This is a genomic window from Acidithiobacillus sp. (assembly GCF_049965315.1).
Classification (GTDB): domain Bacteria; phylum Pseudomonadota; class Gammaproteobacteria; order Acidithiobacillales; family Acidithiobacillaceae; genus Acidithiobacillus_B.
Genome location: NZ_JBMFWL010000002.1, coordinates 1 through 25,127 on the forward strand (window position 1 = coordinate 1; position 25,127 = coordinate 25,127).

The following is a 25,127-nucleotide window of genomic DNA, read 5'->3' on the forward strand; positions in this document are numbered from 1 at the left end:
GCGGGCTCAGACAGTTCGCCTGCCGGGCGCGGGCTTTCGCCAAGAACAACGACGGCGCGGACCGAAGTCGCGGCAAATCCCCGTCGCCGGCGGGCGGAGGCGGATGCAGGTCTCCGGGGGCCAAGGAAAAGACAGGACCTACTCCCCGCCTCCCCGCGGGGCCAACATCTGCTCGGGCCGCACCGCGCTATCGAAATCCTCCGCCGACAAATACCCCAACGCCGCCGCCGCCTCCCGCAGCGTGAGCTGCCGCGCATGGGCATGGCGGGCCACCTCGGCGGCACGTTCGTAGCCGATGCGGGGGGTGAGGGCCGTGACCAGCATGAGGGATTGCTGCAGATGCGCGTCCAGTTGCGCGGGGCGGGCGGCGAGGCCGGCCACGCAATGGTCGGCAAAGGAGCGGCTGGCATCGGCCAACAGCGCCGTCGCCTGGAGAAAATTATAGGCAATGACGGGCTTGTAGACGTTGAGCTCAAACTGGCCCTGGGAGGCGGCGAAGGCGATGCTGGCATCGTTGCCGAAGACCTGCACGCAGACCATGGTGAGGGCCTCGGCCTGGGTGGGATTGACCTTGCCAGGCATGATGGAGGAACCCGGCTCGTTCTCCGGCAGAACCAGTTCCCCCAGACCGCAGCGCGGGCCGGAACCCATCCAGCGGATGTCATTGGCGATCTTCATCAGCGCCATGGCGAGGAGGCGCAGGGCGCTGCTGGCCCGGAGCATGGCCTCGTGCCCGGCCAGTGCCGCAAAGGGATTGGCGGCGGGACGGAAGGGCAGACCCAGTTCCTCGTGGAGCCGCGCGCAGACGGCGGCGGCAAAGGCGGGGTGGGTATTGAGCCCGGTGCCCACCGCCGTCCCCCCCAGGGCCAGTTCGTACAGCCCCGGCAGGGCCTGCTCCAGGGCCGCCATGCCCTGCCGCAACTGGGCGCGATAGCCGGAAAACTCCTGTCCCAGGGTCAGGGGCACGGCGTCCATGAGATGGGTGCGGCCGATCTTGATCCGTCCGGCGAAGGCCGCCTCCTTCGCTCCCAGGGCATCCTCCAGATGGGCCAAAGCCGGCAGGAGGCGCTGATGCAGGGCCAGCGCCGCCGCCACATGCATGGCCGAGGGAAAGACGTCGTTGGAGGATTGGCCCAGGTTGACATGGTCATTGGGATGGACGGGCGCCTTGCTCCCCCGGGCTTGGCCCGCCAGTTCGTTGGCCCGGTTGGCAATGACCTCGTTGACGTTCATGTTGCTCTGGGTGCCGCTGCCCGTCTGCCAGACGCGCAAGGGGAACTGGTCGTCCCAGCGTCCCCCCAGCACCTCACCCGCCGCCTGGGCAATCAACCCCACCCGTTCCGCATCCAGCAGACCCAACGCCCCATTCACCAGCGCAGCGGCGCCCTTGATGCGCGCCAAGGCATGGAGCACGGACAGAGGCATGCGCTCCTCGCCAATGGCGAAAAACTGCAGCGAACGCTGGGTCTGGGCGCCCCAGAGGGCGGCTCCGTCCACTTCCACCGTTCCCAGGCTGTCTTTTTCGCTGCGCATGCTCATTGGAGTGCCCCCGCGAGGCGCTCCGCCTCGTCCACCATCCCCTGCAGGTAATCCAGGGCCTTTTCCCAGATCTCCGGCGCCTCCAGATCCACCCCCGTCACGCCCACCACTTCCGCCGGCGCGCGCGCACCGCCCAGGCGCAGCATCGCGGTGTAACGCGGCACAAAACCCTGGGGATCGCTGCGGTAGCGCTGAATGAGGGCCAGGGTCAGCAATTCGCCGAAGGCATAGGCATAGACATAGCCCGGCGAACTGATGAAGTGAGGGATATAGCTCCACCACCAGCGATAGCCCTCGCGCAACTGGACGCTGTCGCCAAACTGCTCGCGCTGGGTCTGCATCCATAATTCCGCCAAACGCTCCTTGCTGAGCTCGCCCTCCTGGCGCCGCGCCTGGTGCATGGCCGCCTCGAAGCGGTGCATGGCCATCTGGCGAAAGACCGTGGCAAAGGTGTCCTCGATCTTGCCGCAGAGCAGGGCCAGGCGGTTGCGCGGGTCGGCCTCCTCCCCCATCAGGCGCTCGAAGGTCAGCATCTCGCCGAAGACCGAGGCCGTCTCGGCGGTGGTCAGGGGGGTATCGGCATTGAGATAACCCTGTTCGCGCGCCAGGAACTGATGGATCCCATGCCCGAGCTCGTGGGCCACGGTCATCACGTCGCGCACCGTACCGGTATAGTTAACCATGAGGTAAGGATGGACATCGGGCGTGACCGGATGGGCAAAGGCCCCGCCGCGCTTGCCCGGGGCCAGGGCGGCGTCGATCCAGCCGCGGGCAAAGAACTGCTGACCGATGGCGCCCATTTCCGGGGAAAAATCGGTGAAGGCCTGCAGCACGATGCGCTGACAATCGGCCCAGGAATAATGCCCCTCTCCGCCCGGAAGCGGCGCGTAGCGGTCATAATCCAGCAATGGCGAAATGCCCAGCAGGCGCCCCTTGAGCCGGTAGTAGCGGGCCACCAGGGGATAACGCCCCACCACGGCCCCCTCCAGGGCCGCCACCATCGCATCGGAGATCTCATTGCCCAGGTTGCGCTCCGCCAGCCAATGGGGATAGCGGCGCAGCCGGTCATCGATGGCCTTGTCGCCGAGGACGGCATTGAAACAGGTGGTCAGGGTATGCAGGCGGCCCTCCAGGCCTTTGCTCATGGCCTCGGCGGCATCGTGGCGCAACTCGCGGTCGGGATTGGACAGGAGCGTCAGCACCTCCTGCTCGCTCAACGCCCGCCCGCGCAGGGGAAAGCGCATCTCGGTAAAAGTCTCGTCGAAAAGGCGCTCCCAGAGGGCGCGCCCCGTCACCCGTTTTTCGGCCAGGATCTGCTCTTCGCTTTCGCTGCGCAGATGGTCGCGATATACCCGCCAGTGCCGCAATAGATGCTGCCAGTGGGCCAGTTCCGGCGCCGCCAGCAAGTCCTCGGCGCGGGTGTCGGGAAGCTGGTTCCAGGCAATGTCAAAAAAGACCAACTGGTTCTGGATGGCCGTGGCGGCCTCTTCATAGGCCTGCAGGGCCGCGCCGTAGGCGGACTGGTCGGAATGGGTCACGTAGCTGAGGTAGCGATAGCTCCCCACCCGCCCCAGGCGCTGACGGATGGCCTCCAGGCGCTCCATGGCCCTGCCCAGGGCAGCGGCACTCAAATGCGCCAGCCCCGGCCGGTAATCGCGGGCAAAGGACGCCGCCTCGCCCGCCGCCCAGTCCATATCCTCCGCCAGGCGGGGATCGTCCAGGCCGGCATAGAGATCCTCCAGACGCCAGTGTATCTGTTCCGCGCCCGTCGGACGGTTCTGCATGTTCTTGCTCATCAATTCGCCACTCCGTCCATGAAAATCAATAATCGTGGGTAACAGGCCGATTCACGGGCGCTTCCCAACGTCCTCGTCCCGCCTTGCCAGGGCGAGCCGGCGCTCCACGCAATGCAGCATGGCCGCAAAATCCGGGGCCGCAACATTGCGTTGCGCCTGCCAGATGGCCTCCCCGAGACATTCGACAAAAACATGCTGCAGCGCATGTGCCTCGATTTTCTCCCGGCCCCGGGCATAGAGCGCGGCGATGCCCGCCGGCTGGTCCAGGGCCAGAAACTCCTCCAGACTCACATGCAGGGCCATGTGCATGAAAGGGTTGCCCTGTCCTGCCTCGGGGGGAAAATCCCGATCGAGAACGGCGTCCGGGCTGGCCAGCAAGGCCTGATATTCGGGATGCCGAAGGATGACCGGCACGATGAGGGCCATCACGCCCGCCAGAGGCCGCCCTTGCCGATAGGCTTCCCAGCTATCCACGAATACCTGCCGGTAACTTTCCCGCTTATTGCCATAAAGCATCATTATGACCGCCCTGGTGTTTATGGGTTTCATCTTAGGACAGAAGGGTATGGGTAGGAAAGTGCCGTTTTTTGTGTTAAATAAGGCAACACTCGGAAACAAATCCATCGTAATTAAAAGTATTTATCGCAACATTTATTTCTGCGGGAGATCAGTGCGTCATGGCCAAGGCAATGGAAGCAGCAGCAACGGAGCAAAGCGGGACCCTGAATGAGCGGCAATGGGAAGGACTGGGCAAGGTGGGAGACGCCGCGCTGCAAGCGGAAAACCTTTTGCAACTCCTCCGGGATATCCTGAGCGAAATCCCCGAGGCAGTCGATGCCGACCAGCTCCTGGAGCGCCTCAAGCCGCAACTGGAAAGTCTGCGCGGCACCGCCGAGGCCCTGCTGGCCTTTCTCAAGGTCGACTCCGTCGAAGCCGGCGCCGCACGCCTGCGCAGCGTATTGCAGGACGCCCAGGCGGCCCATCTCGACGAAAGCCTCGGAGAAGTCCTGCAACTGCTGGGCAACCTGCACAAAAACGGCTTTTTCGCCTCCGTCAACGCCCTCTCCGCAGAAATGAAGTGCCCCCTCATCGGCGAAACTCCCGATGACATGATCCAGAAGGTTCACGCCGCCCGCGAGAACCTCGCCTTCTGGCTCAACAGCGCCAAGGAAGGCGTCGGCGTCGTGGGCAACCTCGTGGCCCAGATGGACCTCCCCGACCGTCTCGACGAGATCCAGGAAATGGCCGATGAATGGCTGAAGCTGGCCAAGCGGGTCCAGAAGCTCCTGCAGGGTGACGCTCCCAACCTGCACGCCCGCCTCAGCGGCCTCGTAGAAATGGCGGAGATCCTCGGCGGGCAGATGAACATTGCCATCGGCACCTTGCGCGACACCGTCCCGGAAGTGCTGGACAACGGCCAACTGGGCTCCGCCCTGGCCACCATCGGCGCCGGCGGCAGCCGCTGGATGCGCATTGCCATTCGCGTCAAGGCCCTGGCCCAGGGAGAGAACGCAAGTCTGGCGGAGCGCGTGGAAGGCCTGGTGGAGCAGATCGAACACCTCGCCGGCTATGGCGAGACCCTGCGTTTCTTTCTCGCCGCCGGCAAGCAGGGCCTCGATGTCGCCCGCGACATGATTGGCGAGGCCAACCTGGCCGACAAGCTCGATGACCTGCAGGATGCCGCCGACCAGTGGCTGAAGATCGCCCTGCGCGCCAAGGCCCTGGCCCAGGGCAATGCCGACAACCTCGCCGAGCGGGTGAGCGGCCTGCTGGACCTCGCCGAATCGGTCAGCCAGAAGATGCAGGTGGCCGCCGCGGCCCTGGCGGAGAAAGGGATCGATATCGGTGCCCTCCTCAATCCCCGCGGCGACGTGGCCATTGCCTTCGGCACCGCCACCGACATGGCCAGCGAGCTCTGGAACGACGGCACCGTCAAGCGCGCCGTTTTTGCCATCAGCGAGGGAGTGACCGAGTGGATGGAAGTGGTCCACGTCGCCCAGGCCGTCTTGCAGGGCAACGCCCCCACTTTTGTCGCCCGCGTCAAGGAACTGATGCGCGGTTTGGAGGAAGCGCACCTCATCGACATGCTGCCCGAGCTCTTCACCCTCCTCGGCGCCGTCCAGAAATCCGGCCTGCTGCGCAAGGTCAACCTGATCATGGCCAGCGTCGGGCCCATGATCCCCTCCGATGAGGCCTTCGCCGCCGGGGTGCATAAGGCCACCCAGGCCCTGGAGCAGACCCAGCGGGAGATGCGCGGCGAGGGCAACAAGGGCGGCGGGATCTTTGGCCTGATCAAGATCGTCTTCGCCAAGGACACCCAGTACGTACTGCGCTTTGCCGTGCGCTTCCTGTCCACCTTCCTGCGCGCGCTGAAGGGCTAGGCATCCCTCCTCCGCAGCACGCAAAGGGGGTGTCCCGGGACACCCCCTTTGCTTTGCGCCCTCCATGGAGTTGCCTAGGCGGATCTGCCCTGCCACCAGTCATAGGCCTTTTCCGCCGCCGCCCGGGCCGCCCGGGGATCGTCCAGCCAGGCCTTGGCGAGCCGCACCGTCTCCTCCTGGTCCCGGGCCCACACCGCCCCGCCCGCGTCCAGCAGCCCGTTGCGCCATTCATCGTCGGGCATCCGCGGCCCGAGGATCAGCGGGCAACGAGCGGCAATGGGCGTGGCCAGATCCACCGCACCCCCGCGCAGGGTGCCGCCGGGGATGCAGAAATCCGCGCAGGGGTAGAAGGCATCGCTCACGGCGGCGGTCTCCACAAAATATACCCGGGTCTTGATGGGCACGAAGCTGGTGAAGAGCCGGCTGTGGCGAATGGTTTGCAGGTGGTACTTCAAGGCGTCGCGATAGACCGGCTCAAAGCGCGCCTCCGTATCCGGTGCCAGCACCATCAGCCCCATCTGTAGGCGCATGAGCGACAGGAAAATGCCGTAGGCATCGGGGTCCTCCCCCTCATGCACGTTGGGGAAATAGACCACACAGCGGCCCCGCTCCCGAAATTCCTTAAACCGCTCGCATAACTCCATCCGCATTGCTCCTTGGCATCATCCAACGGATCGCCCGGTAATGGACGCCCAAGGGAAAACAGTAGCCCAGGGCGATGCAGCGGCGCAAGCAAGGGGCGTGGGCAAGCACTGACCGCCGCCGGCCTTTATGTTACATTGGCAGCACCCTGGCCCACGCGGTGACCGCAAACATGTTGCGCATTCTTTTCGCGCTTTCGGAAATGGCACCCTACTCCAAGACCGGAGGCCTGGCCGATGTGGGCAGCGCGCTGCCCGCCGCCATTGCCGGCCTGGGCGTGGACATCCGCGTCCTGGTGCCCGCTTACCGGCCCTTTGCCGGGAGCGGCCATCTGCAGTGGCGGGCAGGCCTGACGGTGCCCTTCACCGGTGAAACCGTCGAGCTATGGTCCCCGGAAGACCGGCCCCAGATCCTTTTTTTGCGCTACCCTCCCTATTATGAGCGGCCGGGCGGGCCTTATCAGGACCCCAGCGGGGTGGACTGGCCCGACAACGACCAGCGCTTTGCCCTGCTCAGCCGCGTCGCCGTGGAGATCGCCCAAGGCCGCGTACCCGCCCTGGACTGGCGGCCCGACATCGTCCACGCCAACGACTGGCAGACGGGCCTCATTCCTTATCTGCTGCATCTGGAGGCCCGCGTTGGGGCGCCGCGGCCCGCAGTGCTTTTCACCATCCACAACCTCGCCTACCAGGGGCGCTTTGATCCCGGCGCCCTGGAGCGCCTGCATCTGCCGCCCGACGGCTTTCATTGGCAGGGGACCGAATTCTACGGCACCTTCTCTTTCATGAAGACGGCCTTGATCTATAGCGACCGGCTCAGCACCGTCAGCCCCACCTATGCCCGGGAGATCCAGGAGCCGGAACTGGGGATGGGTCTGGACGGGGTGTTGCGCGCCCGCCGCCGGGACCTTTTCGGCATCCTCAATGGCATCGACACCCGGAGCTGGGATCCCGGCAGCGATCCCCATCTGCCCGCCCGCTTCCAGCGCGAGGACAAGAGCGGCAAAGCCCTCTGCAAGGCGCAACTGCAAATGGAGATGGGCCTTTATCCCGCGCCCGAAACCTTTCTTCTCGCCATGATCAGCCGGCTGGTGACCCAAAAGGGCGTGGATCTGGTCCTGGATATCCTGCCGGATCTGCTGCGCCGGGGGGTGCAATTCGTCCTTCTCGGCAGCGGCGAACAACCCTTCGAGGAAAACTTCCGGCGTCTCGCCGCGGGACAGCGGGGGCAGATGGCGGTGCGCATCGCCTTCGATGAGGGCCTTGCCCACCGCATCGAGGCGGGGGCCGATGCCTTCCTCATGCCCTCCCGCTTCGAGCCCTGCGGCCTCAACCAGATGTACAGCCTGCGTTATGGCACCCTGCCCATCGTTCGCCGGACCGGCGGACTGGCCGATACGGTGGTGGATGCGGAACATTTTGGCGGACCGCCACCCAACGGATTCGTGTTCGTCCCCGTGGATCGCGACGCACTGCTGGCCGCCATCCTGCGGGCGGAAAACCATTTTCGCCAGCCCGCCGCCTGGCGGTATTTGCAGGACAACGCCATGGCGCTGGACTTCAGTTGGGAAAGGGCCGCCCGGGCCTATCTGGAAATTTATCAGCAGATGCTGCAATAATTCAAAGGAGAACGCATGGAAATGGGATTTTATGGCGCGGCCGGCGGTGTAACCGGATCCTGCCACTTCCTCGCCGCAGCGGGGAAAAAGATACTGGTCGATTGCGGCATGTTTCAGGGCGAGCACAATATCGACGAGGAAAACCGGGCCGAATTCGGCTTTGATCCGGGCGAGATCGACGTTCTCCTCCTCACCCATGCCCATCTCGACCATTGCGGGCGCATCCCGCTGCTGGTCAAACGCGGCTTTCGGGGAGAGATCATCACCACCGCCGCCACCCGCGAACTCACCCGCCTGGTCCTCCTTGACGCCGCCGGACTGGCCGCCGAAGAAGCGCGCCGCGCGGCGCGCTACCGCCAGCGTCGCGGCGAGGAACCCGAAGCGCCCCTCTACGAAATCACCGACGTTCTGGACAGCATGGACCGTTTCGGGCGGCTGGCGAGCTATGGCGAAGCGCTGACTGTCGCCCCCGGGATCACGGCAACCTTTGGCGACGCCGGGCATATCCTCGGCTCCGCCTGGATCCTCGTGGAGGCCCGGGAGGGCGGGAAGAGCAAGCGCATCCTCTATTCCGGAGATCTGGGCAACCGCGGCAAGCCCATCATCAACGCCGCCACCCCCGCCCCCGCGGCGGATGTGGTGGTCATGGAAACCACCTACGGCGACCGCCTGCACAAGGCCGTTGGGCCCTCCGTCGAGGAACTCCGCGACGCCATCCTCGCCACCCTGGAGCGCGACGGGAATGCCATCATCCCCACCTTCGCCCTGGAGCGTGCCCAGGACCTCCTCTACTACCTGCGGGAACTGACGGAAAAGCGCGAGCTCCCGGCCAATCTTCCCGTCTTCCTCGACTCGCCCATGGCCATCTCCGCCACGGAGATCTTCCGCCGCCATCCCGAATGCTTCAATGCCGAAACCCGCCAGGACTTCGCCAGCGGCCGCGACCCCTTTGCCCTGCGTAACCTGCATTTCACCCGGGAAACCAGCGAATCCATGGGCATCAACCAGATCAAGGGCGGCGCCGTCATCATGGCCGGATCGGGCATGGCCACCGGCGGGCGGGTCACCCATCACCTGAAGCACAACCTCTGGCGGAGCGACAGCAGCGTCATCTTCGTCGGCTACGCCGCCCAGGGGACGCTGGCCCGGCGCATCATCGACGGCGCCAAGAAAGTGCGCCTCTTTGGGGAGGAGATCAGCGTCAATGCCCAGATCCATACCATCGGCGGCTTTTCCGCCCATGCCGATCACGACGAACTCCTCGCCTGGTACGGTGCGCAACAACCGGAGCAGACCTTCCTGGTGCATGGCGAGGACAACGGCCGTCAGGGTATTGCCCGGGTCCTGGAGGGACGCGGGCTTCAGGTGCATCTGCCGGTCATCGGCGATCGTTATCCCCTGTAAAAAAGCTTTAGCGTTGCGCTGCGCCCATGAACGGTTACAATCATCGGGCGCAACCCATCCTTAGCAAGCGATACCCACCTTCAGGAGGAGTTATGGCAGGACATTTTCCCTTTTCCGGTAAAGCCAATCGCGTTTCGGTCTACGCCTTCTTCGAGGCGCACGACTGGAGTCTGGATGCCCAGGAGAAATATTACGAACTCTGGTATCAGTGGACCAAAGACCTGGTCATGAAAGACCCCGACCTGCTGGCCAGCAAGGGCCCGCTTTTCAAAGGGGACCTCTTTGGGCAGCACGCCGATCACAACTTCCACCTCCATGACTATATCTGGGCGACCCGCCTTCTGGACCTGGGTGAATTCATCAAGGGCAGCGTCATGCCCAGGTTGAGCCATGACGCCCTGCACACCCTGGAACATCTGCATGAGGGCTGGATTGCCGAGGCCGATGCCGTCGCCACCTCCCATCCCCGACCAGAATCTCCGGAAATCGGCCGCTATCGCCACGTGTAAGGGTCCGGCGGAAGAGGGCGCAGGCGTCACAACCGCCCGTCCTTCCTTTGCCATACCTTTGGCTTTGGCCGCCGCCGGGGCGTTTTCGCTGCATGGATAGTCAACGCATCGCCGCCTGCTTCACCGCCCTCCGGACGGCCATTCCCGAGCCCAAAACGGAACTGCACTACCGCAATTCCTTTGAGTTGCTCGTTGCCGTGCTGCTCTCGGCGCAAAGTACCGATCGCGCCGTCAATCTGGCCACCCCATCCCTCTTTGCCGCCGCCCCGACACCCGCCGCCATGGTACGTCTCGGGGAAGCAGGCATCAAAACCCACATTCGCCATCTGGGGCTCTTCAACAACAAGGCCAGGCATCTCCATGCCCTGGCCCAATTGCTCGTCACCCGCCATGGCGGCGAGGTGCCCAGCGACCGCGCAGCCCTGGAAGCCCTTCCGGGGGTCGGGCGGAAAACGGCCAACGTCGTGATGAACACCATTTTTGGCGCACCCACCATCGCCGTCGATACCCACATCTTTCGGGTAGCCAATCGCACCGGGATCGCCCCTGGCAAAACCCCCTTGGCCGTCGAAAAGACCCTGATGCGCGTGGTGCCCGAGGCCTTCCGGCAGGATGCCCATCACCTGCTCATCCTCCACGGCCGCTACACCTGCACGGCCCGCCGCCCCCGCTGCGGCCGCTGCCCCCTATACTCCTGCTGTGCATGGCCGGAAAAGCAGCAGTGGGCCGAGCACCCCTAAGACCCGTCGGCACCGGCTTGGCCATCGGCCCCCAGGCACCCCAGGAGCTCCTCCGCCGCGCCTTGGCGCAAGCCTTGGCCAAACTGGCGGGGCAACCGGTCAGTGCCACCCTCTGTCTCTTCAGCCCCAGCCTCGCCCGGATTGCCCCCGATGCCATCCGCCAGGTCATGCGTCAGCTCTCCTGTCTGCGCCTCCTGGTGGCCACGGTCCCCGGCGTGATCACCGAGGAGGGCTACGCCCTTGGGGAAAACGCCTGTGCCGTCCTGCTCCTGGCACCGCCTTTGGGCCTTTCGCCGGTTACGGCCCAGGTTCAAGGCCAGACCATCCTGAGCATGGCCCGCCTGGAACAATGCCGCGACGCCTGGCTGCAACGTGTGCCGCGCATGGGCTTCCTCAGCGGTCGCGGCACCCGCTTCTGGCAAAACGCCCAGCCCGTCCCGGGGCCCTGCGAGGCCCTGGTGGAGGGTGCAACCTGCCTACAAGTGGCCTATTCGCCCGGCATGCGTCCACTCAATGCCCCCTTGGCGGTGAGCCTGCAGGAAGGCAACCTGCTGCTGCGGCTGGAGCGCTATTCGGCCCTTCCCCTGCTGGCCCAAAGCCTGCCCTTCAGCATCCGGGAGGAGGCCCGCCTGCCCCTGGAGCGCCTGCTGGTGGGCGAACTGCGGCCCGGGCAATCCTCGGCAGTACCGCCCCAATGGATCAATATTCGCGCCACCGACCTCAATCGCAGCGGGCTCTGGCTGGAACGCTGCCTGGCCGCCGATGCCCGCGCCTTCTTTGCCCTGCGCGATCCCCAGGTCGCCCAACGGGATACCCGCATGGCCCTTGGCGCCGCCCGGGCAGGCCAGCCGGCACCGGATTTTGCCTGGGTGTCTTCCTCCGTGGGCAGGGATGCGGCATTTTTTTCCGGTAGCGATCGGGACCACGCCCTCTGGCAGGAATTTTTCCCCGGCGTTCCGTGCATCGGCGCCTATGATCTGGCCGAAATAGCCCCCATGCAGGATGAAAACCGGGTTTTACGTTATAGTAAGGCGTTTTACTTATTCTCCGCGCAGACGGAGTGTGCTTGAGAAGGGAGCGTTTATGCGGTATTTCCTGGCCCGTTGGGCCTTGCTGGCGGGCGGGCTGGCGCCCCTCTGGGCGTGGTCCGCCACCTACCCCCTTCCTCCGGAGGGGGACAACATCGTTGGCGGCCTGGCCACGGTTACGGCCAACCAGGAGGAAACCCTCCTGGACATCGGCCGCCGCCATGATCTCGGTTATGAGCAGATCACCACCGCCAACCCGGGGGTTGATCCCTGGCTGCCCAAGGGGGGCACCCGCATCCTGCTCCCCACCGAGTACGTCCTGCCCGACGCGCCCCGGCAGGGTATCGTCATCAATGTCGCGGCCATGCGCCTCTTTTACTATCCCCCGGCCCGTCCGGGCGTCCCCCCGGAAGTGGTCACCTACCCCATCGGCATCGGTCGCGAAGGCTGGCGCACCCCCGTGGGCCAGGCCAGCGTGACGGGAAAGGTCAAGGACCCCAGTTGGACCCCCCCGGCGAGCATCCGGGAAGAACACGCCAGCAACGGCGATCCGTTGCCGGACGTGGTGCCCGCCGGGCCCGACAACCCCCTGGGCCAATACGCCCTGCGCCTCACCCTCCCCGGCTATCTCATCCACGGCAGCAACAAGCCCTGGGGCGTCGGCATGCGGGTGAGCCATGGCTGCATCCGCCTCTATCCCGAGGACATCAGCCGGCTCTTTGCCGACATCCCGGTGGGGACCAGCGTACGCATCGTCAACCAGCCCTGGCTCCTCGGCCATCGCCAGGGGGTCTACTATCTCCAGGCATTTCGGGTCATCGATGGGGATCCAGACGCCCATCTGGAACGGGATCTCGGCGAATGGATCGCCCGCCAACTGCCGCCCGGCACGCCCGTTCCCTGGCAGCGCCTCCTGCAAATTGCCCGGGCCGGCCGGGGCATCCCCACGGCACTGACGGTCCCGGAGCAACAAATACCGACCCAGGCGGAAGCCATTCAGCCGCCCGTGGACGCCGCTGACGAGACGGCGGAAGGGCCAGCGGCGTCAGTGAGCAGCAAGGCCGCCGCCGGATCCTGGTATCTCCCCGTCGCCCGCTTCCGCGATCCCGGCAATGCCCAAAAGGTAATCGGCCTGCTGGCGCAGATGCAGCCGCCCGTATCCGCCGCCAGCAGCCGTGCCGGTGGCGCCATCACCCTCCGGGCTGGGCCCTATCTCAGCAAAACGGTCGCTGCGGCCGAGGCTAGGCGCATCGAAAGAACCCTGGGAATCCGCTGTGGGACACCATTCCTGGATGCAAGCCCGGAGAAGGGTCCCGTTGCGCTGGGTGAGACGATGACGGAGCGCTGAATCTCCCTCCCGGAACTGGGGTCGCGCCCAGGCGCAGGGATAAAAAAACCCCGTTGGTCACCCAACGGGGTTTTTGGTGCCAAAGGCCGGATTACTTCATCATGGCCTTTTTGAACATGCGCTCTACCTTCGCATTGGCTTCTTCGGCCTTCTGGTTGGCAGCGTTCGCGGTGCTCATGGCCTGGTCAGCGGTGCTCTGGGCAGCGCTGGCTTTGCTCAGGGCCTCATTGCCGGTGTTCTGGGCAGCGTTGGCCTTGGCCAGTGCTTCGTTGGCGGTGGACTGTGCGGCATCAGCCTTGGCGGCGACCTTGTTGAGGTCAGAGGTCGTGGCGCAGCCAGCGAGGCCCAGGGGCAGGATCAGGGCGGTTACTTTCAAAGCGGTGGACAACTTGCTCATAGCAGGCTCCTTTGTTGGGTTGGTAACGAGCATGTACAGCATAGCCAAAAAAACAACAAAACGCTAGTCGATGATGCAACGCCATTAAGCCGCATATTGCAGAATCGCCCAGAACTGCAAGGCCGTTCCGGCAATGACGAAAACATGCCAGATGGAATGGAAATATTTCCAGCGATCCAGCAGAAAAAAAAGCACGCCGACCGAGTAAGCGATGCCGCCCGCCGCCAGCCACCACAAAAACCAGCCCGGGGCGGCCTCGTAGAGGGGGACTGCGGCAAAGACGACCAACCAGCCCATGAGGAGATACAGCCACAGAGAAACCGACTGGCCGCGCGTTCCCCCCACGGCCAGCAGGACGATGCCCAAGGCCGCGAGGCCCCATTCCAGGCCAAAAAGCGTCCAGCCCCAGGGATCATGGAGGACCATGAGGGTCACCGGCGTATAGGTGCCGGCGATGAGCAGATAAATGGCGGAACGATCCACCAGTTGAAAAATCGCCTTGACGCGCCCCGGCGGCAGGAGGTGATAAATGGTGGAGGCGAGATAAAGCAGCACCACCGTAAGCACGAAAATGCTTACGCTGGCTATCGCCAGCCGGCCGCTGTGCAGCCCCGCGCCGACCAGCCAGAGAATGAATACCAACAGCGCCAGGACGGCGCCTGCTCCATGCAGAAGGCTATTGATCCACTCCTCCGCCCGCGTCTGCTCACGTTGCCCCAAGCCAGCTTCTTGCTCCATCGTCCCCTCCCGTCAATCCCCATGCCCTGTTCACCATACCCCATCCCCGGCGCAGGGCCAAGGGCGCGGCGAAAAACCGCGGCGGCGCTTTCGGGAAAGGAGTTTCCCGCCCCGGCTGCCAGCGGGGCAACGGGGAACCCCCTCCCCAGGACAAGACGGAGCCTTTGGATGCATCCACAACCTATTGTTTATGATCATGTTTCATATCCCGTTGATTTTTTCGGGTTTTTATGTAAAATATTGTTCCTATTCATTTTTTGAGCATGGATTCCGCTAGGCCGACCCGGAATCCGGTCCGTATGACCAATTGCTCAGTGAGGAGGCCATATATGTTTCAACAACTTTCTGCAGGGCTGGCATTGGCCTTGTTTACCCTCGTGTTGCCCAACAGCACGAATTTTGCGCAGCCGGATCTACCCCTGCATCTGCTGCACCAAGTGGAGGCCAGCGCCAATGACCCCCAGTGGGGGGGCGATGGCGCCGCCGCGACGGTGGCCGATGTCTCCGTCGGCAAGGATGACGGGGCACTGCTCATTCAGCATGAGGTCTTGTATCTGCAGCGGGTCACGGCCTATAACGCCGTCCCCGACCAGACCAACAGCGATCCGGATATTGCCGCCTGCGGCCCCAATCGCCCGGATCAGATCGCCCTTTCCCAGGATCTCTTCTTCCGCAAAAACGGCGGCAACCGCTGCGGTGAACCGGTGGCCATCGTGTTGCGCTCGGGCCGGGTCATTCACGGTGTCGTCTGGGATACCATGAATCCCCGCTACCACATGGCCGCCGACATCCTCATGGGCAGCGTCAGCAAGGCGCTGGACTTCGGCGTCAAGGAGGCGGAACTGCGTTTCCTCCAGCCCCGCCAGCCCGCCGCCAGCCGTTTATAAGGGTAGCCCGGGGCTTACAGCCAGCGCATGAGACCCATTTCATAGGGGTGCGTCAGCAGCGTGTGATAAGGAAAGGTCCGGATCTGATAGCGCAAACTGCCGCAGAGATCCGGGGTTAGGGCCAGCACAAAATGCTCCTGCCCCTGATCGTTTTGCCCCGCCGGGAGGAAGCGATAACTGTCCGGGCTGCGTTGCAGGGCTTCATAGTCACGCTCCAGAAGCAGTTCCACCACCACATCGGCGGGGTTCAGGCCGCCCAGATCCACATCCAGATGCAGCTCCATGCCCTGGCCGAGCTGCAGGCGCTCGCGCCGCCCCTCCAGGGTGAGCAGGCGCACATTGGGCCATAACTCGCGGATGCGGCTCTTCCACACCGCCAGCACCTGGGCCGCGACAAAGCTGTCCGCCGCAAAACGCCGCCCATTGCTGGCCGCCGGCCGATAGGCATCGCTGACATAGTCGGTCACCATGCGCTCGGCATTAAAGCGGGGAATGATGCTTTTCATGGAGGCCTTGGACATCTTCACCCAGCCGGGGGCATAGCCGTAGCTGCCCCGGTCGTAATAGAGCGGGGCCACCTCCTGTTCCAGAATGGTGTAGAGTTCGTTGGCTTCGTCATGACGGCTGTTGCCGCCGGCGTCGTCGGGATGGGGCTTGATGCCCCAGCCGTTGTAACCGTTGAAACCCTCTCCCCACCAGCCATCCAGGACGCTCAGGTTGATGACGCCATTGGCACCGGCCTTTTCTCCGGAGGTGCCGCTGGCTTCCAGGGGGTATTCCGGGTTGTTGAGCCAGACATCGACGCCGCTGACCAGATGACGGGCCAGGGCCAGGTCGTAGTTCTCGATGATATGGATATGCCCCAGGAACTGGGGATCATTGGCGAAACGGGCGATGCTGCGCACCAGGTCCTGGCCGGGGCTATCGGCAGGATGGGCCTTGCCGGCAAAGAGGAAAACGATGGGGCGTTCGCTGTGGGTAGCCAGTTGCCGCAAACGCTCCACATCGTCAAAGAGCAGGGTGGCGCGTTTGTAAGTGGCAAAGCGCCGGGCGAAGCCCACCACCAGCACATTGGGGTCAATGGGGTCGAGATGCCGCAACACCCGGTCCAGGCGCGCCTCACCCATGCCGTTGCGCAGATGCTGTTCGGTCAGATGCTGGCGCACCGTCGCCAGCATCTGGCTCTTCAGGGTCTGGCGAATGCTCCAGAAAAGGTGATCGGGGATCTGCGCCACCCGCTCCCAGAAGGGAATCTGCGAAAGCTGATTGCGCCATTGTCCACCCAGGAGGCGATCCAGGGTATCCACCCACTCGGCAGCGAGGAAGCTGGGGATATGCACCCCATTGGTCACATAGCCGACGGGATTTTCCTCCGGTGGCACCTCCGGCCACAGGGGCGCCAGCATCCGCGCCGCCACGCCCCCGTGAATGCGGCTGACGCCGTTTTGCCAGCGCGATCCCCGTACCGCCAGCGCCGTCATGCTGAAACCCTCGCCGGGGTGCGCGCCCAGTTCGAGAAACGCCGGGGCATCCACCCCGCACTCGGCAATCATCATCCCAAAATATTCCCGCACCATGTCGGCGGGGAAAATATCGTGCCCTGCGGGCACCGGGGTGTGGGTGGTAAAGACCGTGGAGGCGGCGACGGCCTCCACGGCGGCGTAAAAATCCAGCCCCTGGCCAACCAGCTCGCGGATCCGCTCCAGCACCAGAAAGGCCGCATGGCCTTCATTGATATGCCAAACGCTGGGCGCCAGCCCCACCGCCCGCAGGGCGCGCACTCCGCCGACGCCGAGGACGATCTCCTGCTGAATGCGCGTTTGCAGATCGCCGCCATAGAGGCGATGGGTAATATAGCGGTCCTGCTCCGTGTTTTCCGCGATGTTCGTATCCAGCAAATACAGGCGGATCCGCCCGACCTCCGCCACCCAGAGCTTGGCCTTGACGACGCGGCCGGGAAAGCAGTCGAGGCTGATGAGCACCTCGCCGCCATCATGGCGCAGCACCGGACGCACGGGCAGGTCCTCAAAGCGGGCATCCGTATAATCGGCCTGCTGGTTGCCCTGGGCGTCGATGCGCTGGGAGAAATAACCCTGGCGGTAGAGAATACCCACGCTCACGAAGGGCAAGGACAAATCGCTGGCGGCCTTGCAGTGATCGCCGGCGAGAATGCCCAGCCCGCCGGAATAAATGGGGAAGCTCTCATGCAGACCGTATTCGGCGCAAAAATAGCCGATGAGGTCATCGGCGGCGAACTCGCCCGCCGGACCCTGCGTTTGCGGCTCCAGGAGATAGGTGTCGCGGGCCGACAGGACGCGATGATAGACATCGATGAACACGCGGTCCTGGGCGGCGGCCTGCAGGCGGCTTTCATCCACCAGGCGCAGGAAGAGCTTGGGATTGTGACCCGTGGCCCGCCACAGGGCGGGGTCCAGGCGGGCAAAGAGGCTGCGGGTCTGGCGGTCCCAGCTATACCAGAGGTCTTCGGAGAGATCCACGAGACGGGCCAGCTTGCGGGGGATTTTGGGATTGACCTCGAGAAAAAAATTACTGGCGGGCATGCATCGCTCCCTGTGACATGAGCTGCGCTATCAATGTCCGATGGCCATGGCCGCTTCTACGGCGGCAATGCTCTTGGGCACATCGGCGGAAAGGATTTCGGGGCCATCCGCACCGATCAGGACGTCATCCTCGATGCGAATGCCGATGCCGCGCCAGCGCTCCGGGATCGCCGGATTGTCGGGCGCGAAATAGAGGCCCGGCTCCACCGTGAGCACCATCCCGGCGGCCAGGGTGCGCCACTCCTTCCGGTTGACCCGGTAGTGTCCAACGTCATGCACATCCATGCCCAGCCAGTGACCGGTACGGTGCATGTAAAAGGGCTTGTAGGCCGCCGTTTCGAGGACCTCATCCAGCCCCCCCCCCAGGATGCCCAGGTCGATGAGCCCTTGGGCGAGGACCCGCACGGCGGCGTCGTGATAATCCGTCACCGCGCGGCCTACGGAAAGGGCGGCCATGGCGGCCTCCTGACTGGCCAGGACCAGTTCGTAGATCTCCCGCTGGGCGGGGCTGAAGCGGCCGTTGACCGGGAGGGTGCGGGTGATGTCGCCGGCATAGCCTCCCACTTCCGCCCCCGCATCGATGAGTACCAGATCGCCATCCCGCAGCTCGTCGTCATTTTCCGTGTAATGCAGGATGCAGGCGTTGACGCCGCCACCCACAATGCTGGGGTAGGAAGGAGAAGGCGCCCCGAGACGGTGAAAGACGTATTCGATCTCCGCTGCCAGTTGATACTCCGTAAGCCCGGGACGGCAGGAGCGCATGGCATGGCGATGGCCGGCGCCGCTGATCCCCACCGCCGCGCGCAGGATCTCGGCCTCGGCGGCATCCTTGAACAGGCGCATCTCGTGGATCAGCTCGCTGCCGTCCACCACTTCCCGGGGATAGCGGATGCCCTGGCGGATCTTGGCCTTGGCCAGGTTGCGCCAATGCAGGACCCGGGCATCGAAGTCTGCCTGCCGGCCCATGGGATAAAACAAGATCTCCCGATCCTCCAGCAGTTGCGGCAGGATCTCGTCCACCTCGTGGATGCCCAGCACCCGGTCCACCCCGCATTGCTGCCGTGCGCCCTCCAGGCCGGCACGCCGGCCTTCCCAGACTTCCCGTTGCGGGTCCGCGGGTCGACAGAAGAGAATCTGCTCCCCGTCGGGGTGGCCGGGCGCCAGCACCAGGAGCGCCTCGGGCTCGGTGAAACCGGTCAGGTAGGCAAAATCGCTATCGGCGCGAAAGGGATATTGCACATCGCCGTTACGCTCCTTGACCATAGCCGTCGGGATGATGGCGACTCCTTCCTGCCCCATTTGCGCCATGAGGCGACGGCGGCGAGCCAGGTAATCGGGACGGGGCAAGGACAACGAACGCATGGGCAGACCTCCATTTTGTGTCCATTATGGCATAGCGGGCCACCGGGGGCGACGTCCCTAGATCTCGAAGGCCGCCGCAATGGCATCCCCCAGGCGGGCCGCCGGGGCCAGGGTGAAGCCCCGCGGCGCCGGCTCCACCCCGGCGCGGGGCAGGATCGCGCCGTGGAAACCGAGCTTGACGGCCTCGCGCAAGCGCGCGGCGCTGCCGGCCACGGCGCGCACCTCGCCGGCCAAGCCCAACTCGCCGAAGACCACCCGCCGCCCGCTCACCGGCCGGTTGCGGAAGCTGCTGAGCAAGGCCAGGGCCACGGCCAGGTCCGCCGCCGGCTCGTTCACCCGCACCCCGCCGGCAATATTGACGAAGACGTCCTGGTCGAAAAAGGCGCTGCCGCCGTGGCGATGGAGTATGGCCAGCAGCAGGGAAAGGCGATTGGGGTCCAGGCCGATGGCCACCCGGCGCGGGTTCGCCAAGGGGCTGGGAGTAACCAGGGCCTGCACCTCCACCAGCAAGGGCCGCGTCCCTTCCTGGGTGGCCAGGACCACACTGCCCGGCACCGGTCCCTCGTGCTGGGAAAGGAAAAGTTGCGAGGGGTTGGCCACTTCCGTAAGCCCTGCCTCCTGCATCTGGAAGACCCCCAGTTCGTTGGCCGCACCAAAGCGGTTTTTGATGGCGCGCACGATGCGATAGGGGCTCCCCGCCTCCCCCTCGAAATACAGGACCGTATCCACCATGTGCTCCAGGACGCGGGGGCCGGCGATGGCCCCCTCCTTGGTGACGTGGCCCACCAGCCAGACGGTGCTCGCATTGGCCTTGGCGTGGCGCACCAGGCGGGCCGCGCATTCGCGCACCTGGGACACCGAGCCGGGGGCCGACTGCAGGGTATCCGTATAGACCGTCTGGATGGAATCCACCACCACCACGGCGGGACTCTCCCGGCTGAGCAGTGCCTCGATGGCCTCCAGGTGATTTTCCGCCACCACCCGGATATGGCTCGAACCGAGGCCGAGGCGCTGGCCGCGCAGGGCCACCTGGGCCGCCGACTCCTCCCCCGTCACATAGAGCACCGAACAGGCCTGGGCCATGTAATGAGCGGCTTGCAGGAGCAGGGTGGATTTGCCGATGCCGGGATCGCCCCCCAGCAGGATGGCCGCTCCGGTCACCTGTCCGCCGCCCAGCACCCGATCCAACTCTCCCAGGCCGGTGGCCATGCGCCCGGCGTCTTCCAGGGGCACCTCGTGGAGCCATTGGGGAGGGCTGGCGGTGGCATAGGCCGTAGAGGCCTTGGCGACGCCCTTTTCCGCCCGTTGCTCCACCAGGCTGTTCCAGGCGCCGCAGTCGGGGCAGCGGCCCAGCCATTTGTTGCTGACGCCGCCGCAATCCTGGCAAACGTAAATGGATTTGGCGCGGGTCACGGCACCCGTTCCCGGGGCACGCGCGCCTGGATGCGGCAGCTCAGTTCATAGGGAATGGTGTCCAGCCGCTCGGCCAGGCTTTCCACGCTGGGTCCGGCGCGTCCCATGAGCACCACCGGGTCGCCCACGCCGGCGCGCAGGTCCGTCAGGTCCACAAAAAGCATGTCCATGCTCACCCGCCCGAGGGTCACCGTCGGCTGACCAGCCACCTGCACCGGTGTTCCCGTCCCCGCTCCCCGCGGGTACCCATCCCCGTAACCCGCCGCCACCACCCCCACCCGCCGCGGGCCAGCCGCCTGCCACGCCGCGCCATAGCCCAGCCAATCTCCGGCGACGAGGTCATGGACGGCGATCAGCTTGCTGCGCCAGGACAAGACCGGCTGCAGGCCCAGATCCGCGCCGTCCCGCCCGGAAAAGGGCGAGAGCCCGTAGAGCATGAGGCCGGGGCGCACCCAGGTGTAATGGGGCCCCGGCAGGGCCAGGAGCGCGGCGGAATTGACCAGGGAGTGCTGCCCCTCCAGACGGTCATCGGCACCTTCCACCGCGGCGGCGAAGGCGTTGATCTGGCGTTGATTATAGGGATCTGCCGGGGTATCGGGGCGTGCCAGGTGGCTCATCAGGCCCAGCACGCGCCAGGCCGGAAAGGCGCGCAGGCGGGCATAGATCTCCGTCAAGGCGGAAGGGTCAAAACCCAGGCGGTGCATCCCGCTGTCCACCTTGAGGAAAAAAAGCGCGGGCGCCGCCCCGGCGCGCGCTTCGAGCCACTGCAACTGCCGCCAGTCATGCACGACGAGGGTCAGTTGCAAGGCCAGCGCCAGCTCCAGCTCCTCCGCCGCAAAGGGACCTTCGAGGAGGACGATGGGCTGCTCCAGGCCCAGGGCACGGAGCTGCTGCGCCTCTTCCAGGGAGGCCACGGCAAAGGCGTCCACCCCCGCGGCGCCCAGCACCGGCGCGCAGAGGGCCGCCCCATGGCCGTAGGCATCGGCCTTGACCACGGCCATGATCCGGCAACCCGGGGCCCGCGCCCTTACCACCCCCACATTATGGTGCAGGGCACCGGCCGAAATCTGCGCAACGATGGGGCGGCTCATGACGGCCTGCCCGGCGCGCGATCAGGAAGCAAAGTGGTCCATGGGCGGGGCATAGTTTTCAAAGCGGGTATATTCTCCAAAAAAGCTCATGCGTACCGAGCCGATGGGGCCATTGCGCTGCTTGCCGATGATCACTTCGGCAATGCCCTTGACCTCCTCCTTGTCCTTGAAATAAACCTCATCACGGTAAAGGAAAAGAATGAGGTCCGCATCCTGTTCGATGGCCCCGGACTCGCGCAGATCCGCCATCTGCGGCCGCTTTTCGGTCCGGTTTTCCAGCCCGCGATTGAGTTGGGAGAGGGCGACGACCGGAATGCTCAACTCCTTGGACAGGGCCTTGAGGGAGCGGCTGATTTCCGAGATCTCGGCCACCCGGTTATCGGCCCGGCCCGGCACTTGCATGAGCTGCAGGTAGTCCACGATCACCAGGGCCAGGCCGTGATCGCGCTTGAGGCGTCGCGCCCGCGAGCGCAACTCCACCGGCGTCAACGCCGCCGAGTCATCCACAAAGAGGGGCGCCGTGCTCAACTCGCCCACCGCATGGGCGATGCGCGGCCAGTCGTCATTGCCGAGGGTGCCATTGCGCAACCGGTGCTGATCCACGCGGCCCCGGGAAGAAAGGGCGCGGAGGACGATCTCCTCCGTGGGCATCTCCATGCTGAACACCGCCACCGGCGCCTTTTCGATACAGGCCACATGCTCGGCGATATTCATGGCGAAGGAGGTCTTGCCCATGCTCGGGCGGCCGGCGATGATGATGAGTTGCCCCGGATGCAGGCCCGAGGTCTTTTCGTCGAGATCGGCAAAACCCGTGGAAAGGCCGGTAATGCCTTTCTTTTCACGGGCGATGCGCTCGATGCGGTCGATCACCTGGGGCAGGGCCGTTTTCAACTGGGTAAAGCCTTCGCTGCCGCGCTGCTGGCCTTCGGCCAGGCGAAACACCTTGCCCTCCGCCTCATCCAGCAAGGCCTGCGCGTCGCGCCCCTCGGGATGATAGGCCAACTCGGCGATTTCCCGTCCCACCTGGATCAGGTCGCGCAGCATCGCCCGGTCGCGGACGATCTGCGCATAGGCCCCCACATTGGCCGCCGAGGGTGTTTCATTGGCCAGCAGGATCAGATATTGCAAACCGCCCGCATCGGCGAGCTGTTCGCGATCCTGCAGGTATTGGGAAATGGTGATGGCGTCAACGGGCCGACCTTCCCCCATCATGGCGGAGATGGCCGCGAAGATCAGCCGATGACGGCGCTCGTAAAACGCCGATTCCGTGACGATCTCGGCGATCTGATCCCAACTGCCGGGATCGATGAGCACGGCGCCCAGCACCGACTGCTCCGCCTCCGCCGCATGGGGCGGGGCCTTGACGCCGCCTCCCCCCAAGGCCTCCGCCCTATCCATGCCCAGCCGACCGGCTGCCAGGGTACGGCATCACGCGCGGCTGACGTGCACCATCACCTCCAGCTCGACTTCCGGATGCAAATGCAGCCGTACGGGATACTCGCCGACCCGCTTGATGGGACCTTCGGCCAAACGGATCTCGCCATGGGCCACTTCCTGACCCAGGGCCAGCAACGCGGCGCTGATGTCATGCAAGCCCACCGAACCGAAGAGGCGTCCGTCCTCGCCCGCCTGAATGGCGATCTTGACCACCAGATCGGCAAGGGCGGCGGCACGGGCCTGGGCCGCCTGCAAGCGCGCCAACTCGGCCTGTTCCAGGGCCGCCTTGCGCGCCTGGAAGGCCTCCAGACTGGCGTTCGTAGCCACTACCGCCTTGCCCTGGGGAACCAGGAAATTCCGTCCATAACCGGGCCGCACCTCCACCACATCGCCCAGCCGCCCCAACTTGTTAATGCGTTCCAGCAAGATCACTTTCATCAATCCATCCTCCCAAAAATCAAAGCATCACCCATTAGGAACGACGCGCCGAGATGCGTTCGCGCAAATGGAAAATCCGGTCCAGCAAGCCTAGAAAACTGGTCAGCAGGAGAACCTGCGACAGCAGCACCAGCACCACATAAAAAGCCACCAGGGCCGCCCGCGGCCATGCCCGGGCGGCAAACCACAGATGGATGAGACTCAGGCCCTGGAGCAAATAAAAACTCCCCAGGAGCAACACGAGATTCTGCGCCAGCCAGAGCAGCGGACCGTGGACCGCCCAGGTCGACAGGACGGCCGCCGAAAAGAGCCAGAGCACCGGTCCAGGCACCGTCCAATCACGAAACGAGCGCTCGGGCTGGGAATGAGCGAGCAGCCGATCGCGCCAGCGGCTGGCCAGCAGGGCGGCCAGCACCCAGAACAGCCCCATGGCCGATGCCAGCAAGGCGGGCATCAGCCGCGCCAGTTCCCCCAGCATCTGCCGCTGTACCGGCCCCAGATCCTTCACCACGGAGGCCGTGGCCCGCGCCACCTGCGCCTGCCAGAAGGCCTCCCCCTGCGCTCCGGGAATGACCCATAAGGTCAAGGCCAGAGTCCCCAGGGCCAGCAGCAGGGCGGCCCAGGCCACCCCCGACCAGTCCTGACGGCGCAGCAGGCCCTCTCCCAGCAATCGCCCCGGCAACCAGGCGGCAAGGCCGAAGGCCAGGGCATAGGAGGGATCCAGGGTGAAGAGCGCCGTCGCCACGCCGGCGATGGCCAGCACCTCCAGACTCTCGCGCCGCCCCGCCTGGGTGACCACCAGCGCCACCAGGCTGGCGCAAAGCAGGAGCAGCGGTCCGGCCAGAACCGGCAGCAAGGCCGCCAGGGTAAACGTCATCGCCAGCGTCAGGCTGGCTTGCCAACGCCCCCGCAGGAACCATTGCAAAGCCGCTGCATCCCCTCGCCCTGCCACGGGGCCGTATCGCCCTCAGCGCACGACGTAGGCCAGCAAGGCCAGAAAGCGCGCGCGCTTGATGGCCGTAGCCAGTTGCCGCTGATAGAGGGCGCTGGTGCCGGTAATGCGGCTGGGGACGATCTTGCCGGTTTCGCCCACATAACCCTGCAATGTTTTCAGGTCCTTGTAGTCGATTTCCTTGACGCCCTCGGCACGGAAGCGGCAAAACTTCCGGCGGCGAAAGAAACTGCCACCGCCGCCGCGCTTGTCGCCATCGCTGTCCCGATCCCTGTCCTTGTCTCGATTGAATGCCATGTCCTGCCTCCGGCCTTATTCGGCTACCAGCATGTCGCTGGGGTTGGTTTCACTTTCCGTCTCGGTCACCACGTCATCGCTGCGCTCGCGGCGCTCGTTTTCGTCACGGGCCAGGGGTGAAGGAGTGGTGACGGCCTCGGCGCGGGCCAGCACCAGGTGGCGAAGAACGGCATCGCTGAAGCGGAAGGCATCTTCGAGTTCGGCCAGGGCGGCACCGGTGCATTCGATATTCATCAGGACGTAATGGGCCTTGTGCGCCTTCTTGATGGGGTAGGCCAACTGGCGGCGGCCCCAGTCTTCCAGACGATGGATATGACCGCCGTCCCCTTCGATCATGCCGCGATAGCGCTCGACCATCTGGGGGACCTGCTCGCTTTGATCCGGATGGACCAAAAATACTATTTCATAATGACGCAAAATGCGCTCCTTACGGTTCACGGTGGAGCCCGAACACCATTTGTTCGAGCAAGGAGATAAAGGTGAGGGCGTATTCTAATACGCGAGGCGGGAAAAACAAGGGGTTAAAACGGCGTGCATTCAAAAAAACCG

Annotated in this window: 23 protein-coding genes; 8 read left to right on the forward strand and 15 right to left on the reverse strand. The window is 64.9% G+C overall.

Annotated elements, in window-relative coordinates:
• Nucleotides 1-138: 138 nt before the first annotated feature.
• Genes fumC through ACP5MM_RS00815 form a run of 3 tightly spaced genes read right to left on the reverse strand, consistent with a single transcriptional unit; the run spans nt 139 to nt 3,854 of the window.
• Complete coding sequence (gene fumC, locus ACP5MM_RS00805) at nt 139-1,539, reverse strand: class II fumarate hydratase (protein WP_427930750.1); 1,401 nt, start codon at nt 1,537-1,539, stop codon at nt 139-141.
• On the reverse strand, nt 1,536-3,335 hold the full coding sequence (locus ACP5MM_RS00810; protein WP_427933954.1) for a M3 family oligoendopeptidase: 1,800 nt from the start codon (nt 3,333-3,335) through the stop codon (nt 1,536-1,538). The genes fumC and ACP5MM_RS00810 overlap by 4 nt, the downstream gene beginning before the upstream one ends.
• 51 nt (nt 3,336-3,386) lie before the next feature.
• Nucleotides 3,387-3,854 carry a DUF1841 family protein gene (locus ACP5MM_RS00815; protein ID WP_427930748.1) on the reverse strand — a complete coding sequence of 156 codons (468 nt, stop codon included), beginning with the start codon at nt 3,852-3,854 and terminating at the stop codon, nt 3,387-3,389.
• Between the two features lie 158 nt (nt 3,855-4,012).
• Here ACP5MM_RS00815 and ACP5MM_RS00820 point away from each other — a divergent pair, with 158 nt between their 5' ends.
• Entirely contained in the window at nt 4,013-5,716 is a 1,704-nt protein-coding gene (locus tag ACP5MM_RS00820) for a hypothetical protein (RefSeq protein WP_427930747.1), read from the forward strand.
• A 74-nt stretch (nt 5,717-5,790) separates the two neighbouring features.
• Here the strand turns inward: ACP5MM_RS00820 and ACP5MM_RS00825 are convergent, their stop codons facing one another.
• Nucleotides 5,791-6,360: a 3-deoxy-D-manno-octulosonic acid transferase gene (locus ACP5MM_RS00825; RefSeq protein ID WP_427930746.1), complete on the reverse strand. Its 570-nt coding sequence runs from the start codon at nt 6,358-6,360 to the stop codon at nt 5,791-5,793.
• Nucleotides 6,361-6,530: 170 nt separating this feature from the next.
• Between ACP5MM_RS00825 and glgA the strand changes: the two genes are divergently transcribed.
• From glgA to ACP5MM_RS00855, 6 genes are all read left to right on the forward strand, one after another.
• On the forward strand, nt 6,531-7,976 hold the full coding sequence (gene glgA / locus ACP5MM_RS00830) for a glycogen synthase GlgA (RefSeq protein WP_427930745.1): 1,446 nt from the start codon (nt 6,531-6,533) through the stop codon (nt 7,974-7,976).
• 15 nt (nt 7,977-7,991) lie between these two features.
• Nucleotides 7,992-9,380, forward strand: a complete 1,389-nt coding sequence (locus tag ACP5MM_RS00835) for an MBL fold metallo-hydrolase RNA specificity domain-containing protein (RefSeq protein WP_427930744.1) — start codon at nt 7,992-7,994, stop codon at nt 9,378-9,380.
• Nucleotides 9,381-9,472: 92 nt separating this feature from the next.
• Nucleotides 9,473-9,889: a hypothetical protein gene (locus ACP5MM_RS00840; RefSeq protein WP_427933955.1), complete on the forward strand. Its 417-nt coding sequence runs from the start codon at nt 9,473-9,475 to the stop codon at nt 9,887-9,889.
• A gap of 92 nt (nt 9,890-9,981) precedes the next feature.
• On the forward strand, nt 9,982-10,629 hold the full coding sequence (nth, locus tag ACP5MM_RS00845; protein ID WP_427930742.1) for an endonuclease III: 648 nt from the start codon (nt 9,982-9,984) through the stop codon (nt 10,627-10,629).
• Nucleotides 10,611-11,699, forward strand: a complete 1,089-nt coding sequence (locus ACP5MM_RS00850) for a histidine kinase (RefSeq protein ID WP_427933956.1) — start codon at nt 10,611-10,613, stop codon at nt 11,697-11,699. Before nth ends, ACP5MM_RS00850 begins: the two co-directional genes overlap by 19 nt.
• Before the next feature lie 13 nt (nt 11,700-11,712).
• Nucleotides 11,713-13,005 carry a L,D-transpeptidase family protein gene (locus tag ACP5MM_RS00855; protein ID WP_427930739.1) on the forward strand — a complete coding sequence of 431 codons (1,293 nt, stop codon included), beginning with the start codon at nt 11,713-11,715 and terminating at the stop codon, nt 13,003-13,005.
• Nucleotides 13,006-13,096: 91 nt separating this feature from the next.
• On the opposite strand, the gene ACP5MM_RS00860 is transcribed toward ACP5MM_RS00855, so the two are convergent.
• Both ACP5MM_RS00860 and trhA read right to left on the reverse strand, forming a co-directional pair.
• Entirely contained in the window at nt 13,097-13,402 is a 306-nt protein-coding gene (locus ACP5MM_RS00860; RefSeq protein ID WP_427930738.1) for an Lpp/OprI family alanine-zipper lipoprotein, read from the reverse strand.
• A gap of 84 nt (nt 13,403-13,486) precedes the next feature.
• Nucleotides 13,487-14,140 carry a PAQR family membrane homeostasis protein TrhA gene (gene trhA, locus ACP5MM_RS00865; RefSeq protein ID WP_427930737.1) on the reverse strand — a complete coding sequence of 218 codons (654 nt, stop codon included), beginning with the start codon at nt 14,138-14,140 and terminating at the stop codon, nt 13,487-13,489.
• Nucleotides 14,141-14,469: 329 nt separating this feature from the next.
• On the opposite strand from trhA, the gene ACP5MM_RS00870 reads away from it, so the two are divergent.
• Nucleotides 14,470-15,027 (forward strand): hypothetical protein, encoded by a 558-nt coding sequence (locus ACP5MM_RS00870; protein ID WP_427930736.1) that lies wholly within the window; start codon nt 14,470-14,472, stop codon nt 15,025-15,027.
• Between the two features lie 14 nt (nt 15,028-15,041).
• Here the strand turns inward: ACP5MM_RS00870 and glgP are convergent, their stop codons facing one another.
• The 9 genes from glgP to rpsF are packed head-to-tail and all read right to left on the reverse strand — an operon-like array spanning nt 15,042 to nt 24,995.
• On the reverse strand, nt 15,042-17,588 hold the full coding sequence (gene glgP / locus ACP5MM_RS00875) for an alpha-glucan family phosphorylase (protein ID WP_427933957.1): 2,547 nt from the start codon (nt 17,586-17,588) through the stop codon (nt 15,042-15,044).
• 30 nt (nt 17,589-17,618) lie between these two features.
• Nucleotides 17,619-18,950 (reverse strand): Xaa-Pro aminopeptidase, encoded by a 1,332-nt coding sequence (gene pepP / locus ACP5MM_RS00880; RefSeq protein ID WP_427930734.1) that lies wholly within the window; start codon nt 18,948-18,950, stop codon nt 17,619-17,621.
• 57 nt (nt 18,951-19,007) lie between these two features.
• Nucleotides 19,008-20,363, reverse strand: coding sequence for a DNA repair protein RadA (gene radA / locus ACP5MM_RS00885; RefSeq protein WP_427933958.1), 1,356 nt, complete (start codon nt 20,361-20,363; stop codon nt 19,008-19,010).
• Nucleotides 20,360-21,454, reverse strand: a complete 1,095-nt coding sequence (gene alr, locus ACP5MM_RS00890; protein WP_427930732.1) for an alanine racemase — start codon at nt 21,452-21,454, stop codon at nt 20,360-20,362. The genes radA and alr overlap by 4 nt, the downstream gene beginning before the upstream one ends.
• A 21-nt stretch (nt 21,455-21,475) precedes the next feature.
• Complete coding sequence (gene dnaB, locus ACP5MM_RS00895) at nt 21,476-22,852, reverse strand: replicative DNA helicase (RefSeq protein WP_427933959.1); 1,377 nt, start codon at nt 22,850-22,852, stop codon at nt 21,476-21,478.
• Nucleotides 22,853-22,882: 30 nt separating this feature from the next.
• A complete protein-coding gene (gene rplI, locus ACP5MM_RS00900; RefSeq protein ID WP_427930730.1) occupies nt 22,883-23,329 on the reverse strand; it encodes a 50S ribosomal protein L9 in 447 nt (148 codons plus the stop codon).
• A gap of 34 nt (nt 23,330-23,363) precedes the next feature.
• A complete protein-coding gene (locus ACP5MM_RS00905) occupies nt 23,364-24,281 on the reverse strand; it encodes a DUF2232 domain-containing protein (RefSeq protein ID WP_427930729.1) in 918 nt (305 codons plus the stop codon).
• Nucleotides 24,282-24,296: 15 nt separating this feature from the next.
• Nucleotides 24,297-24,578 (reverse strand): 30S ribosomal protein S18, encoded by a 282-nt coding sequence (rpsR, locus tag ACP5MM_RS00910; protein ID WP_427930728.1) that lies wholly within the window; start codon nt 24,576-24,578, stop codon nt 24,297-24,299.
• Between the two features lie 15 nt (nt 24,579-24,593).
• On the reverse strand, nt 24,594-24,995 hold the full coding sequence (gene rpsF / locus ACP5MM_RS00915; RefSeq protein WP_427930727.1) for a 30S ribosomal protein S6: 402 nt from the start codon (nt 24,993-24,995) through the stop codon (nt 24,594-24,596).
• Between the last annotated feature and the right edge of the window lie 132 nt (nt 24,996-25,127).

What these genes read in the sequence shown, in the direction of transcription:
- fumC (WP_427930750.1), bottom strand. Translation starts at nt 1,539, where the DNA reads ATGAGCATGCGCAGCGAAAAAGACAGCCTGGGAACGGTGGAAGTGGAC.
- ACP5MM_RS00810 (WP_427933954.1), bottom strand. Translation starts at nt 3,335, where the DNA reads ATGAGCAAGAACATGCAGAACCGTCCGACGGGCGCGGAACAGATACAC.
- ACP5MM_RS00815 (WP_427930748.1), bottom strand. Translation starts at nt 3,854, where the DNA reads ATGATGCTTTATGGCAATAAGCGGGAAAGTTACCGGCAGGTATTCGTG.
- ACP5MM_RS00820 (WP_427930747.1), top strand. Translation starts at nt 4,013, where the DNA reads ATGGCCAAGGCAATGGAAGCAGCAGCAACGGAGCAAAGCGGGACCCTG.
- ACP5MM_RS00825 (WP_427930746.1), bottom strand. Translation starts at nt 6,360, where the DNA reads ATGGAGTTATGCGAGCGGTTTAAGGAATTTCGGGAGCGGGGCCGCTGT.
- glgA (WP_427930745.1), top strand. Translation starts at nt 6,531, where the DNA reads ATGTTGCGCATTCTTTTCGCGCTTTCGGAAATGGCACCCTACTCCAAG.
- ACP5MM_RS00835 (WP_427930744.1), top strand. Translation starts at nt 7,992, where the DNA reads ATGGAAATGGGATTTTATGGCGCGGCCGGCGGTGTAACCGGATCCTGC.
- ACP5MM_RS00840 (WP_427933955.1), top strand. Translation starts at nt 9,473, where the DNA reads ATGGCAGGACATTTTCCCTTTTCCGGTAAAGCCAATCGCGTTTCGGTC.
- nth (WP_427930742.1), top strand. Translation starts at nt 9,982, where the DNA reads ATGGATAGTCAACGCATCGCCGCCTGCTTCACCGCCCTCCGGACGGCC.
- ACP5MM_RS00855 (WP_427930739.1), top strand. Translation starts at nt 11,713, where the DNA reads ATGCGGTATTTCCTGGCCCGTTGGGCCTTGCTGGCGGGCGGGCTGGCG.
- ACP5MM_RS00860 (WP_427930738.1), bottom strand. Translation starts at nt 13,402, where the DNA reads ATGAGCAAGTTGTCCACCGCTTTGAAAGTAACCGCCCTGATCCTGCCC.
- trhA (WP_427930737.1), bottom strand. Translation starts at nt 14,140, where the DNA reads ATGGAGCAAGAAGCTGGCTTGGGGCAACGTGAGCAGACGCGGGCGGAG.
- ACP5MM_RS00870 (WP_427930736.1), top strand. Translation starts at nt 14,470, where the DNA reads ATGTTTCAACAACTTTCTGCAGGGCTGGCATTGGCCTTGTTTACCCTC.
- glgP (WP_427933957.1), bottom strand. Translation starts at nt 17,588, where the DNA reads ATGCCCGCCAGTAATTTTTTTCTCGAGGTCAATCCCAAAATCCCCCGC.
- pepP (WP_427930734.1), bottom strand. Translation starts at nt 18,950, where the DNA reads ATGCGTTCGTTGTCCTTGCCCCGTCCCGATTACCTGGCTCGCCGCCGT.
- alr (WP_427930732.1), bottom strand. Translation starts at nt 21,454, where the DNA reads ATGAGCCGCCCCATCGTTGCGCAGATTTCGGCCGGTGCCCTGCACCAT.
- dnaB (WP_427933959.1), bottom strand. Translation starts at nt 22,852, where the DNA reads ATGGATAGGGCGGAGGCCTTGGGGGGAGGCGGCGTCAAGGCCCCGCCC.
- rplI (WP_427930730.1), bottom strand. Translation starts at nt 23,329, where the DNA reads ATGAAAGTGATCTTGCTGGAACGCATTAACAAGTTGGGGCGGCTGGGC.
- rpsR (WP_427930728.1), bottom strand. Translation starts at nt 24,578, where the DNA reads ATGGCATTCAATCGAGACAAGGACAGGGATCGGGACAGCGATGGCGAC.